We start from the raw sequence: 15,398 nt of genomic DNA, 5'->3' as shown, positions 1-15,398 counted from the left end.
ATGAGTCATAAATTAATTGTAGCAGATACGAAAAAATGTATCGGTTGTTTGAGTTGCGAATTAGCCTGTGCGGCGGCAAATGCCAAGATCAGTTTTGAAGAGGCATACACGACCAAATTGCCACTCGTTTCACGAAACCGTGTTGTCAAAGTAGATACAAAAACCGCGCCAATTCAATGCATGCATTGTGAAGACCCTTCTTGTGTCAAGCTCTGTCCCGTAGGGGCGTTGCGTTTTGATAGAGACACGATACAACTGAATGAGAAAATCTGTATCGGATGCAAAATGTGTATGATGGTTTGTCCTTTTGGTGCAATCAAGCTCGTCGAACATGAAGGACGCGTATTTGCTCAAAAATGTAATCTTTGCCTTGACCATCCCGAAGGTCCTTCGTGCATTCGCGTCTGTACCACCGATGCCATCTCCATAGTCGATTACGATACCTTTAAAGCAAAAATGGCTGAAAAAGAAAAGAGTTTACATGCATGAATATTCCATTGTCTCATCGTTAATTGATGTGTGTGAAAAAGAAGCGGAAAAAAACCATGCCAAAGCCATCAAATCGGTTGAACTCGATGTCGGAAGACTCAGTGGCATTGAGATTCATTTTTTAGAGCAGTGTTTTGACGTCTTTAAAGAGACAACCATCTGTAAGGATGCCGTATTGACAATCAACGTACTTGATGTCGTTTTAGAATGCCATCAGTGCCATCAGCACAGTACGGTTGTCGAAAACAATTTTGTCTGCCCGCTTTGCCACAGCGATGATGTAACGATGATCAGCGGACAAGAATTACATGTAAAAAGTATTGAGATTATTGAGGATACCCATGAGACGATATAAAAGTATAGCCAAAGCCTATCCTAGCAAACGTAATGCCATAGAACGCATCGAGGATTTTCACCCTATTTACTATAACTTTTCAGACACGGAAGCCAAAGCACAAGCCAGCCGTTGTTTACAATGTCCGATTGATTTATTGCGTGGACTTCAAAGTGAATTTAAATTTTGTCGCACAGGATGTCCTTTAAGCAACAACATCCCACGATGGCTTAAAAAGACCTATGAAGACGATACCGTAGGAGCGTTTGAACTCTCCAATGCGCGTTCACCTTTCCCTGAAATCTTAGGACGTGTGTGCCCTAAAAAGGGACTATGCGAAAGTTCATGTACCCTAGAAAAAACGGACTATCATGCTATCTCTATTGGCAATATCGAAGTATTTTTGAATGAAAAAGCCTATGAAAATGGCTCCATTCCCTACTATGGCAATAATCAAGCCCGCAAACATAAAGTAGCGATTGTGGGAAGTGGCCCTGCAAGTTTGAGTTGTGCAACTTTTTTACTCAGAGCCAACATCGGTGTTGAAATTTTTGAGAAAGAGAGTTATGTGGGTGGTCTTTTAACCTATGGCATTCCTAACTTCAAACTGCCCAAACATGTTATTTTGCGTCGTCTAGAATGGATGAAACAAGCAGGGCTTCACGTACATTACAATACCGAAGTGGGCACGGATATTAGTATCGCAGAGCTTCTTGGTAACTTTGATGCCATTTTTTTAGGCATGGGTGCGCCTGTTGGTAGAAGTGCAGGAATGGAAAATGAAGATGCCAGAGGGGTTCATCAAGTGATGGAAATCCTTGCAGAAACACAAAAAGAGCTCTTTAAACATGAATTTCACCAATCTATTTTTAAAGACAAAGAGGTCATCGTGATTGGTGGAGGCGATTCTGCGATGGATGCGCTTCGAACGGCAATCAGACATAAAGCAAAACGTGTCACGTGTGTGTATCGAAGGGACGAAGCCAGTATGCCAGGTAGTCGTGCGGAAGTCATTAACGCGAAAGAAGAAGGCGTAGAATTTATGTTCCACAGTCTTCCTAAAAAAGCATTGGTGGACGAAAACCATCATGTCACAGGCATTGAAATTGCGCGAACGTACATCAATGATGAAGGAAAATTGCAGACTGATGAGACTCAGCTCACAACGCTTAAAGCCGATAGCATTGTTTTAGCCCTTGGATTTGCCGCCAAACGGTTTGATTTTTATGACGCCTTAGCACTCAATGTGGGTAAATCTAACACTATTGTCGTGGATGAAAACCAAGAGACAAGTCACCCCAATGTTTACGCGGGAGGCGATGTGGTTAGAGGGGCTGATTTGGTAGTGCGCGCCGCACTTGATGGAAGAACTGCCGCCTTTGCCATTGCAAAACGATTAGGAGTTCCGCAAGAAACTTATTTTTACATGTAAAACTCTTTCAAAGCTTTTTTTTGGTACTTTGTGTTCATACAACACGAATGTAACAGATACACCATACAATACTATTAGAAATAGTATCTAAGGAGCAGGGATGCAAACCTCTTCAGCGTATGAATTACATGAAAAGCCAACGATTTTAGTGATTGACGATACAGCAGACAATCTAACGCTTATTGCAAATCTTCTCAAACCTTTTTACCGTGTTAAAGTAACGAACTCCGGTGAAAAGGGTCTCTCTTATATCCACGACAATACCCTGCCCGATTTGATTCTTTTAGATATTATGATGCCTGGTATTTCGGGCTATGACGTCATTTCTCGTCTCAAAGCCGATCAAACCACTCGCTTTATTCCTGTCATTTTTCTAACAGCGATGAGCTCTCCTGAAGATGAAAAAATAGGACTAGAACTAGGAGCGGTAGATTACATCACCAAGCCTATTTCTCCACCTATTCTTTTAGCGCGCATCAAAACACAACTTCAAAATAAAGCGATGGCTGAATTCTTACGTGACCGCAATACCTTTTTAGAAGATGAAGTCAAACGTCGTACGCAAGAAGTTTCAGCGATTCAAATTGTAACCATTCTCACCATGACCTCTTTAGCAGAAACACGCGATACCGATACAGGCAATCACATTACCCGCACACAATATTATGTCAAACTCTTAGCAAAACACCTGCAACGCCATCCTAGGTTTAGCTCCTTTTTAACCGATGCCATGGTGGAAACGCTGTTTCGCTCTGCTCCTTTGCATGACATTGGCAAGATTGGTATTCCTGATGCCATTTTGCTTAAAAAAGGCAAACTGACCCCTGAAGAATTTGAGATCATGAAAACACATGCGCTCTTAGGGTATAAAGCCATTCGTAAAGCCGAAGAGCAACTCGCAAGCGAAGTTGATTTTTTAAAAATTGCAAAAGAAATCGCCTACACTCACCATGAAAAATGGGACGGTACAGGTTATCCACAAGGATTACGTGGCGAAGAGATTCCAATTTCCGGGCGATTGATGGCCGTTGCCGATGTCTATGATGCGCTGATTAACCGTCGCGTTTATAAAGATAAAATTCCGCATCAAGAAGCCGTTAGCATTATGTTAGAAGGGCGTGGTACCCACTTTGATCCCGATATTATTGATGCTTTTATGGTGTTACAACCCGAATTTCAAGCCATAGCAATGCAATTTGCTTCATAGGATTGGTATATGAGACGATTCAAAACAGCTCTTTTATTCTTTTGCATCTGGCTCTTACCGACCACGCTTTTTGCTACACACGCGTTTATTCCACTTTCCCCCGAAGAAGAGCAATGGATTGAAAATCATCCGACTATTAGTGTTGCCAATGACCCTGCTTGGGCACCGTTTGATTTTACCAAAGAGGGAAAAGCACAAGGCTTGGGCATTGATTATATAGAACTGGTTGCCCATAAAGTCGGTTTGAATATTCAATATGTTCATGCACCATGGAGCGAGCTATTTGAGCGCTTTAAAGTACGCAATATTGATGTAGTTCACAATGTTTATAAAACAGCTGAACGTGAAAAATTTGCTCTTTTTACACAGCCATTTTATGAAAATGCCAATGCAATTGCGATGCGTAAAGGACTTCAAATCGCAACACTTCGCGACTTGGAGCACAAGCGCGTCGCGTTAATTAAAGGGCATGGTCTTTCAGAAACATTGCTTAAAGATGTACCTTCAATAGAGCCGATTGAAGTCAATGACCTAAAAGAGGCTCTCCATGCCGTTAGTTTTGATAAAGCAGACGCACTCATCAGTAGTCTAGGGGCAATTAGTTATATCGTGATGGAAGAAGCACTGCCAAATTTAGAAATAGAACCTTTTGATGCTTTAAATAAAGATATCAGCAGTCAGCTCTATTTTGCGACAACACCGAATCAGCCTATTTTGCGAGACATTCTGAACAAAGGACTGCAAGCCATCACGGCACAAGAGCAAACCGCCATTAAAAGCCGATGGCTTTTGCAAACCAATGCTGATGCTTCTTTAAGTACGCTTCACTTAACACCAGAAGAAAAACAGTGGCTACATGACCATCCTGTAATTCGCTACGGTGGACGCCTTGACTACTTACCGTATGAAGCATTTAAGCACGATGGTACCTATTTGGGCATTATGTCGGAGCATCTCTACGGCATTGAAAAAAAAGCTGGGATTCATTTTGATAAACAACCTAGTATTACACTGCACGAACTTGAAACCAAAATCAAAAATCATCAAGTAGACGTGTTTACCAGTTTTAAAGATGACCATACCTTTGATGCGACGCATCAGCAAATTGATACCGATATCAAAAGTCCTATTATTATTGTTGGGAAAAAACAGCACGATAACCGTTTTATTGCAAATCTTGGACTTTTACAAAATGAAAAAGTCGCCATTATTGATAACTACCCGTATGCTAAAATGATTCGTGAACAGTATCCGCATATTCACTATGTGAGTGTCAAAGACATGCAAAGCGCCTTTGAAGGCGTGGCTTCTGGCAAATATGCCTTTATGCTCAGCTCTTTGGCATTAGCGTCTCATAAACTCAATGATATCAATATGAACAATCTTCAAATTGTCGGCAACACGGGCTATACTTTGCAACTGTGTTTAAGTGTGCCCAAGGAATGGCCTCTTTTTGCAAGCGTTGTGAAAAAATTTTTTGAAATGCACCAACATGAGATAAATCTCGCGCATAATGATGGACTTTACCGTTGGGAAAACATCACCCTCAAACCTAAGACAGATTATACTTTTTTGTTGGAAATCGCCGGTATTTTTATAGCGCTACTTATTATTTTATTTTACTGGAATTACCTTCTTAAACGAAAAGTCACTCAAAAAACAGCACAATTTTTAACCTTACTCAAAACATTCGATACATATATTATCGCTTCTAAAACAGACTTAGAAGGCAATATCACCTATGTCAGTGATGCTTTGTGCGCCATTAGCGGCTACAAACGCGAGGCGTTAATCAGTCGTAAGCATCGCGTACTTAACCCTAACAATCCCGATAGTCTCTACAAAAATCTATGGGATACAATCACGCAAGGTCATACATGGCAAGGACGCATCAAAAATACCAAAAAGAATGGAGATATTTATTGGGTTGATAGCGTGGTTGAACAAGACAGAGATGTCAATCAATGTTACGGGATATATTTCCATTATGCGCGATGTCACAGCACAAATAGCCCTCGAAGAGCTCAGTACAAAATTAGAACAGCTTGTCCAAGAGAGAACGCAAGCATTAGCACAACTCAACCAAGAACAACAAGCTATTTTCGATACCGCTTCTGTGGGAATATTTTTACTCAAAAACCGCCAAATTTTAAACTGTAACCATCACCTCAATGCGATGTTTGGATACGAACAAGGTGAGCAAATAGGTCAATATACGCGAATTTGGTATAAAGACGAAGCCGATTGGATTGCAGGTGGCACGCCCGTATACGAAGCACTTCGTGTGAATGGCATTCAATCGCGCGAACAGATTGTTAAGCGTAAAGATGGAACGCTTTTTTGGACACGCATCACCCTTAAAGAGATTGACCCGGGGCATGACAAGGGCGTTGTGGGCGTTATCGAAGATATTACGTTTGAAAAAGCTGCCATTGAAGAGATTAAAAAAGCCAAAATAGCAGCTGAAAATGCGGCCAAAACCAAAAGTAACTTCTTAGCCAATATGAGCCATGAAATCAGAACACCGATGAATGCCATCATCGGTATGTCGCATTTAATGCTTCAAACATCTTTGGACACAAAACAACATAACTACTTAGAAAAAATTGATAACGCAGCGAAACATCTGTTGCATATCATCAACGATATTCTTGATTTTTCAAAAATCGAGTCGGGGAAAATGGGTTTTGAGACCATTGATTTTTACCTTGAAGATGTTATGGAGCAACTCAGCGACCTTTGTGTTGTGAAAGCGCAAGAAAAAGGGTTGGAAGTTCTTTTTGATATTGGTATCAATGTGCCAACGGCACTTAAGGGTGACCCGCTTCGTTTGGGACAAGTTCTAATTAACTTGGTCAATAATGCTATCAAATTTACAACCAAAGGTGAAATCAAAATCGCAATTCATCTCCAAAAACAAAGCGATACGCATGTCACGCTAGCCTTTGAAATCAGCGACACCGGTATTGGCATGAGTACGAACGAGCAAGAAAAATTATTTCAAGCTTTCAGCCAAGCCGACCTCTCTACCACACGTAAATATGGCGGTTCAGGTCTTGGGTTGGCTATTAGCAAACATTTAGTGGAGATGATGCAAGGTACTATTGGTGTTAAAAGTGATATAGGCAAAGGAAGTACTTTCTATTTTGATGCAACCTTCGGCCTTCAAAAAGAGCAAAAACATATCAAACTTAGTGACAAAGATATTCGCAATCTTCGTATTTTAATCGTCGATGACAATCAAAGTTCTCGCCTTATTTTAGAAAATATTCTCACATCTTTTAAATTTGAAGTCGATACCGTCAGTAGCGGTGCTGAAGCCATCACGTTTTTACAAACAGCTTACCGCAATCAAAAACCGTATGGTTTAGTGCTTATGGATTGGATGATGCCAGAGATGAATGGTATTGAAACCATCCAAAAAATTAGAGAAATTTCTGATATTTCTGAAACGCTAGCGTTTATTATGATTACATCGTACAGCAAAGAAGAGCTCAAACAAGAACTTGAAGACAATCACATCAAAGATATTCTCATCAAGCCGATTAATCCATCAACACTTCTAAACACCATTCTCAGCACCTTGGGCAAAGATATTGTCATTCGTTCGCGCAAACAAGATAAAAAAATTGTTTATGAAGAGGCCTTAAATAGCCTCAAAGGAGCTTCAATTCTCTTAGTAGAGGACAATCTCATTAACCAAGAGATGGCCGTTGAAATTTTAGAAAAAGTGGGGCTATACGTTGATATTGCCAATAACGGGTATGAAGCCGTTCTCAAAATCAGAGAAAAACACTATGATGGCGTTTTGATGGATTGCCAAATGCCCGTCATGGATGGTTTTGAAGCAACGCGCACCATTCGCCAAGATATAAAAAATCGTTCTTTGCCGATTTTAGCAATGACGGCCAATGCGATGAGTGGTGATAAAGAGCGTTGTCTGATTAGCGGTATGAATGACCATATCACCAAACCCATCGATATAGCGCAACTCTTTTTAACGATGGCAAGATACATCAAACCCTCTTTTCCGGACACAACGCCCTCCGCCCTTCCTCCAACACACGAAGAAAATGAAGAGGTGAGTATTCCTGAACTATTGGGTATCGACCAAAAAGAGGCACTCTCTCGCATGGGCAATAATACAAAGATGTTTTTAAAACTCCTCATCCGTTTTGCACAAACGCAAGAGACGGTCATAGAGCGCATCACACAAGCACTCAAAGATAAAGATTTTACCATTGCTATACGAGAAGCGCATACTTTAAAAGGATTAGCGGGTAATATTGGCGCACATATGCTGGTTGCCAAGGCTGAGCAGTTAGAACACTATTTGGTCGAACACGATGTTCAAAACTGCGACACTCTGTTTGATGAGACCAATCTCTTGGTACATCAAATATGTCAGAATATCATGGAAAAATGTATGGTTTCATCTTCCGAGCCTTTGGTAAATGATGCATTACAATACGCCCCCACCACACAAGAACTGTTAGAACAATGCCATACGCTCAAAGAGATGCTCAAAGATTTAGACCCAGATGCAACCGATTTTTTTGAAGCATTGGTGCCACAACTCAAAACCGTTATCGATGAGCAGGAGATTTTAGCTTTGCAACAACAAATCCATAATTTCAATTATGACGAAGCTAGAAAGATGGTAGAGATGGTGGAAAAGACCATACTGTCTTGATTGAGAGCGCTTTTACATGTAAAAGTGCTTGGCGTCTCTTTAACACTTACTTAACGCACTTACGTTATGCTAAGAAAGAAGGAGAAATGTATGCCAATGATTTTACTGCTTGAAGATGATTACCTCTTAGGTGAAACGCTTATTGCGCTTTTAAAAGAAGAAGGCTTTAGCGTTCTCCTTGCGCAAGATGGTGAAGAAGCGTTGAGCCTTAGCTATGAAAACACCTTTGATTTGTATCTTTTTGACATCAATGTTCCTCTCATCAATGGGATTGACCTTCTTAAAATGCTTCGAGAAAGTGGGGACAAAACGCCCGCATTTTTTATCAGCGCATACAAAGACATTCAAACCATCTCCAAAGCATTTGATAGCGCTTGTGATGATTACATCAAAAAACCGTTTGAGTTTGATGAGCTTATTGTACGAATCAAAGCGCATATTCACAAAAAAAATCCCCTCATTCATTACGGAAAAATGGACTATGACTTATTGGAAAAACGAATTTTTTGGGAAGGCAAAGAGGTTGATTTGGGATGTGTTGAAAAAGAGATACTCGATCTTTTGATGCGAAATCAACAACAAACCGTCTCGAAGGAGCGCTTTTACGATGTTATGGAAAAACCCAGCGACGTTGCGTTAAGAGTGCACCTTACCAAACTCAAACAACGCTTTTGCTTGCACCTCAATAACGTCAAAGGGATAGGATACCGCCTTGAAACACTATGAAAAAGAGGCGTTTATTAAAACGTTTAGTATCTTTTTTCTCTCACTGACACTTTTGACGAGTATTGTGGCTTATTTTTATTATGGCGAGCAAAAACACATCATGGAAGAGCAAATTTTCTCTGAAATGAAAGAATTTACGTACGATTTTCAATCTAAAAAATTTGATGTCGATGTCATCGCCTATCGTCACGATGTCGATAGGCTCAATCTTCAGCCATGCGTTGAGGGGATGTGTGCTTATTTTAGTATTCCAACGTCTAAAAACAATATGTTCAAAGTCATTTTATCGCATGAAAATTATCACGAAAAGAAAGATACTATCGTTTTTAAAGTCCTTGTCGTGTACAGCTTTATTCTTGGTTTTATTTTTTTGTTCGCATTGTTTTACTCTTTTTATGCGCTCTATCCACTCAAAAAGGCGCTCGATATTTTAGAGAGTTTTCTCAAAGACATGATTCACGATTTAAACACACCTGTCACCTCCATTTTACTCAATACCAAAGCGATGGCAAAATCACATGCATGCGATGCATTGGAGCGCATTGAACTTGCTGCGCAAACCATTGCTTCGCTGTACCGTAATTTGGAAGTTTTGCATCAAGGATTTATTCCGCATAAACACGATGTCGATTTAAAAGAGCTTTTACATGTAAGAGCAAAACTTTATCAAAAACTTTACCCGCACCTTAGCTTTGTCTTTAATACGCACGCTTACATCGTTTCGAGCGACAGTGATTCCATTGCCCGTATTTTTGACAACTTAATTTCCAATGCGTGTAAATATAACCAAAAAAAAGGCACAGTAACCCTTAGCAATCAAAACAACATCGTTACCATTAGCGATACAGGCGTGGGTATCAAGCAGTGTGAGCGTATTTTTGAACGTTATTATAAAGAGCATCCTAAAGGTTTGGGACTAGGACTCAACATCGTGCAGTCTTTGTGTCAATTGCTGGGTATTCGCATTAGCGTTACGAGCCAACTAGAGCAAGGAACCACTATTACGCTGGTTTTTCCGACAAAGGAGAACGCATGAAAATAGTTGCTTTTCTTCTGTTCTTCTGCCTACTTTATGCCAGCGATGAAGCTCAAATTGAAGAAGATATTACCAAAACGCAAAGCATAGATGAGCTGACCACAAAAATGCAATACGCTCCTAGACAATACCGCCATCGCTACATACAAGCCATTAAAGAACGTGCTATGCTAGAAAATCAGGCAAAGCGCCAACAACTGATGCAATCATTGAGCAATGAAGATGTCGCAACCCAACACATCAATGCCCTCTCCGGTAACCGCCAAGGCTCTAATGCTTCTGGAAACGGCTGTGGGTGTGGAGGCGGAAAAGGTGGTGGCGGTGGCAAAGGCGGAGGAAATCGCTAAAAAAATAAATTTTCAAAACAACTTCAATCATTAAATTATGCTTTAACAAATTAAAAAACATTAAAAATATCACAATATTGAGTATTTTAGTAACAATACAACTCATTACAAGATTATATGGCTAAATATGACCAGATTCCTCAGAAAAAGAGTATAGTGAAAGTAAGAAGCGTAACGATAAGTGTTGTATGTTATCAACATACCCTCGTATCCTCCTTCTATGCTTTCACAAAAAAACGCCGACTGGATAAAATTGGCCAAGGCAACATAGCTGTCTTGAGTTTAAAAGATGGCTATTTTACTACTAAGGCATATTCGAACGTGTCCTGAGAGGAAGAAACGTTCAATAACATTGTAAGCCCTGTGCATTTTCATAACAACATTCTACTCAATATCTACCAACCAAACTTCATTAAGGAACTATCATGTTTACAAATAAACCTAATACTAAAGACGACCACAAAAAAGATGCCATTCTTAGCCCAGAGCCTAAAAAAGATGACGTTAAAGTCACTGAGCCAAGTACACAAAGTCCTAAAGTAGATTCTAAAAAAGATGAAACCATTAAAATCTAAACCATAATGCGAACGATTGAGTGTAACGATAACGTTATTGCGTATTCATTGCACTCATCGTTACCATAAATTTTTTGCTTATACTTTCTCGGACACAACCCTACATCATTAAAATAGAGAAGGAATACCTTATGAATAACGATAAAGAACTTTACCAACAAAAAAAACAAACACAATTGAATGAATGGAAAACCATCATGCTTCACTGCAGAACACAATCTTTAGCAGCACGAACTAATGTACAAGTTGAATTAGGTAAGCACGTCAAACTTCTTGAAGGTAAGCTTGAAGAAGGAAAAACTGAACTAGCACAATTAACAAAAACCACCAATAGTAATTTTGAATCTGCAAAAAAAGGTTTTGAAATCATATGGGAATCCATCAATACAGCGGTTTTAGATACGGCTACAAAATTCAAACCCGCCGCATAAAATTTCATGTGTATTGGTTGATTTAACAATACTCTTTTCCAAACTAATTTTAAAGGATTTTTGATGAGTGACAAAACACTTTATGAACAAAAAATACAAGAACAATTCGATACCTGTAAAACTCAAATTGCAAAGTTTAAAGCTGAAGCCACACATGCTAGTGCTACGGCTCAAATCGAAATGCACAAACAAATCAAACAACTTGAAGACAAAGTCAGTGAAGGTCAGACCAAACTTGCGGAACTTAGAGTGGCAAGTGAAGAAAAATTTGACACACTAAGAAAAGGGGTTGAGTCCATTTGGCAATCGACTAAATCAACACTGCATCACGTTTCAAAACATTTTGGCAAGTAAACTAGCTTAACGTTACGAGTGTTTATAACCTTTTACATGTAAAAGGTTATAAACTACTTTTTCGAAGCGCTTCACGTGAGGCTCTATCGACAAGTGTAAAGTAATGATCCGCATCATCTTTCTGAGAGGTCAGCTTATGCCCTTTTACTTTTACCAAAGAGCACTTTTTCTTATCCATCACCTTATAAAACGCTTGGTACAATAGAGCATGTTCATGAATATTTTTGTGCTTTGTTGCATAATTATTGCGCTCAAACCGCTCTCTTCTGTTTGGTAGCGTGATGATATTTTGAGAATCGGTGTAAATTACAATCGCTTCTTCACTCTCTCCCACCTCGTCCAATGCCCACAGAAGCGTTTGAAGTTCAAGCGTGGTGGAAGAAGTCTGCCGAAACTCTTTCACCTTTACATGTAAAGACTCAAGAGCTTCCAAAGTGGCATTTTCAGGGACGATGACATAAGCACCAAAACCCACATGTGTCTTTGCATTGACACTGCCATCGCTAAAAAGCCGTATCACCTAGCCTTTTACCACAACAAAATCTTCTTTATCGCCCTTCCATCGCAAACTGTACAAATCATTACGGCGTGAGCGTAGATTGCGCACGCTACCTCGTTCTCTTAGCTCCTTTAACAAGCTCAAATCCAAATCAGCCACGAGGGTCATCTCGGTATTTGGCGTAGCTTCTGCAATGGTCGCATCGTGTGGAAACGCAAAATCTGAAGGGCTAAAGACGGCTGCTTGTGAGTACTGAATATCCATGTTTTCAACCCGTGGAAGTGTGCCGACACTGCCAGAAATAGCGACATAACACTCATTTTCAATCGCTCTAGCTTGTGCGCAACGACGCACGCGCAAGTAACTGTTTTTCGTGTCTGTCCAGTAAGGAACAAAGAGAATATCAATGCCTTGTTCTGCCAAAAGACGTGGAAGTTCAGGGTACTCAACATCGTAACAGACGAGAATGCCCACACGTCCGACATCAGTTTCAAATATGCAAAGCTTATCGCCGCCATGCATACCCCAATACGCCTCTTCATCGGGTGTGATATGCAGTTTTTTCTGCGAGTCTTTCGTACCATCACGACGGCACAAATAACTGGCGTTATAGAGCGTATTGCCATCGTATTCAGGCATACTGCCTGCAATGATGTTGATGTTGTAACGCACGGCAAACTGCCCTATTTTCTCGACCAAGGTGTCGGTGTAAGCTGCCACCGTACGAATAGCCGTTTCTTGGTTTTCATCACTGCGCAAAGCCATCAAAGGTGCGTTGAAAAATTCAGGAAACAACACAAAATCGGCATTGTAGCCTGCCATCGCGTCCACGAAAAATTCAACTTGGTCTAAAAACTCTTCCACGCTTTTAACACTGCGCATTTGCCACTGTACAATGCCCACACGCACAATGCCTCGATTGACCGTTGGGTTCGTATGCGGCTCTTCATAGTCCACATTGCTCCACTCCAAAAGCGTGGCGTACTCGCGCGATGCGGCATCTCCTTTAAGGTAGCCTTTTAACACACGCCTGACATGAAAATCATTTGAGAGCTGAAACCCTAAAACGTGGTCGCGTAGCTCTTTATCCTTAACCAGTTCGATGTATTTTTTAGGGGTCATTTCATGCGCATGTTCTGCATACCCAGGAATGCGCCCACCTGCGATGATACGCTTTAGATTGAGCCTGTAACACAGCTCTTTTCTAGCATCATAAAGCCTTCTGCCAAGGCGAAGTCCTCTGTAATCAGGATCGACAAAGATGTCTAATCCGTACAGCGTATTTCCTTTAGGGTCGTGCGTTGTAATCATGCCTTCACCCGTAATTTGATTGTACGTGTGTCTGTCGCCAAATTTATCATAATCCACGATTAAACTCTGTGCCGCCGCGATGACTTTGCCATCGTCTTCAATGCAGATTTGCCCTTCAGGAAAGGTGTTCAGTTGCGCGCTAAACTCTTCAAGCGTCCAACCTCCAAGCGTCGGATAAACTCTGTCCATAATTTTTTTAACGTGCTCGTAGTCTTCTAATTGTAGATTGCGAAGTATCAGTTTATTTGCAAATTTTGAATCGTCACTGTTTCCCATAAAAATTTCCTTTTCTATTGTACCCTGAGACTAAAAAGTATCAATGAAATCTTATCACAGTTTGTATTTACCGTTGGTTTGGAATGAAAGGAGAAAGAGAAGGAGAAAGAAGAAGAGCTTACGCTCTTCTCTTATCTCACACAGTCGAAGAAATAATCTGTTTTTGCGATACCTTTTGTCTCTTCATCCAACGCGTCTAGGACGGAGTTAGTGATCCAAGTTAAAAGGTTAAGCGCGCCTTCATAGCCACTGATTGAGTATCTATGGAGGTGGTGTCTATCAAAAATTGGGAAACCGATACGAATAAGTGGTATTTTTGTATCTCTGTACAACTCTTTACCATAAACATTACCGATCATGAAATCTACAGGTTCTGTGAAAAGTAGACTTCTTAAAGCCCACAAGTCTTTACCCGCCCAGATATTGCACTCTTCTTTGAAAGTACATTTATCAAGGATAGCTTGCATCTCTTTTTCCCAACCTTTACGTGGAGCATTGTGGCAAAGAACATGCGTTGGAACAGCACCCATTTCAACTAAGAAAGAGACAACACCTAACAAGAAGTCAGGGTCTCCCCAGATAGCGAATTTTTTGCCGTGCATATACGGATAACTGTCTTGCATAGCATCGACTAATTGACCACGTTGAACACTCAACTCTTTTGGCACTGGTTTACCCGTAAGTTCGCTGAGTTTCATCACAAACGCGTCTGTACCGCCAAGACCGATTGGATTACATGTAATGTACTCTTGTTTCCAATCATTTTTGACGGTTTTACCTGTTGCTTGTGTTGAATACTTTTGAAGTGAAATCGTCGCTCCTGCACTGCTTGCTGTTTTAGCAACAGAAAGTGGTGTACCACCTGCGAAGAGTTTATATTCGCCTGCTGGAGTATTCCATTGCTCTTCATGGTCACCAATCATAACGATTTTGTCGCTGAACATAGCAGCGATTTTTTTCACTTCTTTTAAGCTACCGAGGTATGGTTCAAAACCAGGAATGATGTTGATACGTTCAGCATCTTTCTCACCGCGTGCTTCAAAAGGGTTCAATTCTTGTAAGATAGCGTTCATCATATTGTCATAACCTGTAACGTGGCTACCGACAAATGAAGGCGTATGTGCCGCTGGGATTGGCGTATTGTCAAGTTCCCCTTCAGCATCTTTACGCGCACCGATAACAAACGCACCCAAGTCATCACCGATAACTTCTGCCATACATGTGGTAGAAACCGCAATCATATCTGGTTTGTAAAGGGCTTTACAGTTACGTAAACCCTCTTTCATGTTTGCAAGTCCACCAAAAACCGCCGCACTCTCACTCATAGAGTCAGATACACAAGGAGTTGGCTCTTTAAAGTGACGTGTAAAATAGCTTCTAAAGTAAGCCACACAACCGTGACTTCCATGAACATATGGCATAGTGTTTTCAAAACCAAGCGCAGCCATAACAGCTCCTAAAGGCTGACATGCTTTTGCTGGGTTAATCGTAATGTGCTCACGTGCTAAGTTTTTCTCACGGTATTCCCATGTGGTTGTCCACTTAGCGATTTCAACAACTTTCTCAGGATTGGTAGCACCTGCGTGACCTTCAAATTGTTGTTTGTTTTTGAAAACGTCTTGATACTCTGGTTTTAAAAAGAGCTTCTGCCCATTTACTATGTTTTCTACGTCTTGCATTGTGCTCTC

General features: G+C 40.6%; 15 protein-coding genes. 12 read left to right on the top strand and 3 right to left on the bottom strand.

Features of this window, described 5'->3' with window-relative positions:
• From AC5SLP_RS04520 to AC5SLP_RS04465, 12 genes are all read left to right on the top strand, one after another.
• Positions 1-489 (top strand): 4Fe-4S dicluster domain-containing protein, encoded by a 489-nt coding sequence (locus tag AC5SLP_RS04520; RefSeq protein WP_495253956.1) that lies wholly within the window; start codon positions 1-3, stop codon positions 487-489.
• Positions 482-844: a hydrogenase maturation nickel metallochaperone HypA gene (gene hypA / locus AC5SLP_RS04515; protein ID WP_495253955.1), complete on the top strand. Its 363-nt coding sequence runs from the start codon at positions 482-484 to the stop codon at positions 842-844. Before AC5SLP_RS04520 ends, hypA begins: the two co-directional genes overlap by 8 nt.
• Entirely contained in the window at positions 831-2,255 is a 1,425-nt protein-coding gene (locus AC5SLP_RS04510) for an FAD-dependent oxidoreductase (RefSeq protein WP_495253954.1), read from the top strand. The genes hypA and AC5SLP_RS04510 overlap by 14 nt, the downstream gene beginning before the upstream one ends.
• A gap of 100 nt (positions 2,256-2,355) precedes the next feature.
• Positions 2,356-3,462 (top strand): HD domain-containing phosphohydrolase, encoded by a 1,107-nt coding sequence (locus AC5SLP_RS04505; RefSeq protein WP_495253953.1) that lies wholly within the window; start codon positions 2,356-2,358, stop codon positions 3,460-3,462.
• 9 nt (positions 3,463-3,471) lie between these two features.
• Positions 3,472-5,622, top strand: coding sequence for a transporter substrate-binding domain-containing protein (locus AC5SLP_RS04500; protein WP_495253952.1), 2,151 nt, complete (start codon positions 3,472-3,474; stop codon positions 5,620-5,622).
• Positions 5,579-8,155 (top strand): response regulator, encoded by a 2,577-nt coding sequence (locus AC5SLP_RS04495; protein WP_495254142.1) that lies wholly within the window; start codon positions 5,579-5,581, stop codon positions 8,153-8,155. Before AC5SLP_RS04500 ends, AC5SLP_RS04495 begins: the two co-directional genes overlap by 44 nt.
• A 90-nt stretch (positions 8,156-8,245) precedes the next feature.
• Complete coding sequence (locus tag AC5SLP_RS04490; RefSeq protein ID WP_495253951.1) at positions 8,246-8,881, top strand: response regulator transcription factor; 636 nt, start codon at positions 8,246-8,248, stop codon at positions 8,879-8,881.
• On the top strand, positions 8,868-9,917 hold the full coding sequence (locus AC5SLP_RS04485) for a sensor histidine kinase (RefSeq protein ID WP_495253950.1): 1,050 nt from the start codon (positions 8,868-8,870) through the stop codon (positions 9,915-9,917). The genes AC5SLP_RS04490 and AC5SLP_RS04485 overlap by 14 nt, the downstream gene beginning before the upstream one ends.
• Positions 9,914-10,264, top strand: coding sequence for a hypothetical protein (locus tag AC5SLP_RS04480; RefSeq protein WP_495253949.1), 351 nt, complete (start codon positions 9,914-9,916; stop codon positions 10,262-10,264). The genes AC5SLP_RS04485 and AC5SLP_RS04480 overlap by 4 nt, the downstream gene beginning before the upstream one ends.
• A gap of 425 nt (positions 10,265-10,689) precedes the next feature.
• A complete protein-coding gene (locus AC5SLP_RS04475; RefSeq protein WP_495253948.1) occupies positions 10,690-10,839 on the top strand; it encodes a hypothetical protein in 150 nt (49 codons plus the stop codon).
• 131 nt (positions 10,840-10,970) lie between these two features.
• Complete coding sequence (locus tag AC5SLP_RS04470) at positions 10,971-11,270, top strand: sll1863 family stress response protein (RefSeq protein WP_495253947.1); 300 nt, start codon at positions 10,971-10,973, stop codon at positions 11,268-11,270.
• A gap of 63 nt (positions 11,271-11,333) precedes the next feature.
• The gene (locus AC5SLP_RS04465) at positions 11,334-11,624 is read left to right on the top strand and encodes a sll1863 family stress response protein (protein ID WP_495253946.1); all 291 of its coding nucleotides are present in this window, start codon (positions 11,334-11,336) and stop codon (positions 11,622-11,624) included.
• Between the two features lie 46 nt (positions 11,625-11,670).
• On the opposite strand, the gene AC5SLP_RS04460 is transcribed toward AC5SLP_RS04465, so the two are convergent.
• From AC5SLP_RS04460 to nifK, 3 genes are all read right to left on the bottom strand, one after another.
• Entirely contained in the window at positions 11,671-12,144 is a 474-nt protein-coding gene (locus AC5SLP_RS04460; protein ID WP_495253945.1) for a ribonuclease HI, read from the bottom strand.
• Positions 12,145-13,710 (bottom strand): GNAT family N-acetyltransferase, encoded by a 1,566-nt coding sequence (locus tag AC5SLP_RS04455; RefSeq protein WP_495253944.1) that lies wholly within the window; start codon positions 13,708-13,710, stop codon positions 12,145-12,147.
• Between the two features lie 131 nt (positions 13,711-13,841).
• Positions 13,842-15,389 carry a nitrogenase molybdenum-iron protein subunit beta gene (gene nifK / locus AC5SLP_RS04450; protein ID WP_495253943.1) on the bottom strand — a complete coding sequence of 516 codons (1,548 nt, stop codon included), beginning with the start codon at positions 15,387-15,389 and terminating at the stop codon, positions 13,842-13,844.
• Positions 15,390-15,398 lie beyond the last annotated feature (9 nt).

The sequence above is a fragment of the Sulfurospirillum sp. E15m genome (assembly GCF_059415145.1).
The sequence above is the reverse complement of the archived record's forward strand: the minus strand, read 5'-3'. Positions and strand labels throughout refer to the sequence as shown.

What these genes read in the sequence shown, in the direction of transcription:
- nifK (WP_495253943.1), bottom strand. Translation starts at nt 15,389, where the DNA reads ATGCAAGACGTAGAAAACATAGTAAATGGGCAGAAGCTCTTTTTAAAA.
- hypA (WP_495253955.1), top strand. Translation starts at nt 482, where the DNA reads ATGCATGAATATTCCATTGTCTCATCGTTAATTGATGTGTGTGAAAAA.
- AC5SLP_RS04510 (WP_495253954.1), top strand. Translation starts at nt 831, where the DNA reads ATGAGACGATATAAAAGTATAGCCAAAGCCTATCCTAGCAAACGTAAT.
- AC5SLP_RS04455 (WP_495253944.1), bottom strand. Translation starts at nt 13,710, where the DNA reads ATGGGAAACAGTGACGATTCAAAATTTGCAAATAAACTGATACTTCGC.
- AC5SLP_RS04475 (WP_495253948.1), top strand. Translation starts at nt 10,690, where the DNA reads ATGTTTACAAATAAACCTAATACTAAAGACGACCACAAAAAAGATGCC.
- AC5SLP_RS04480 (WP_495253949.1), top strand. Translation starts at nt 9,914, where the DNA reads ATGAAAATAGTTGCTTTTCTTCTGTTCTTCTGCCTACTTTATGCCAGC.
- AC5SLP_RS04520 (WP_495253956.1), top strand. Translation starts at nt 1, where the DNA reads ATGAGTCATAAATTAATTGTAGCAGATACGAAAAAATGTATCGGTTGT.
- AC5SLP_RS04500 (WP_495253952.1), top strand. Translation starts at nt 3,472, where the DNA reads ATGAGACGATTCAAAACAGCTCTTTTATTCTTTTGCATCTGGCTCTTA.
- AC5SLP_RS04470 (WP_495253947.1), top strand. Translation starts at nt 10,971, where the DNA reads ATGAATAACGATAAAGAACTTTACCAACAAAAAAAACAAACACAATTG.
- AC5SLP_RS04490 (WP_495253951.1), top strand. Translation starts at nt 8,246, where the DNA reads ATGCCAATGATTTTACTGCTTGAAGATGATTACCTCTTAGGTGAAACG.
- AC5SLP_RS04505 (WP_495253953.1), top strand. Translation starts at nt 2,356, where the DNA reads ATGCAAACCTCTTCAGCGTATGAATTACATGAAAAGCCAACGATTTTA.
- AC5SLP_RS04465 (WP_495253946.1), top strand. Translation starts at nt 11,334, where the DNA reads ATGAGTGACAAAACACTTTATGAACAAAAAATACAAGAACAATTCGAT.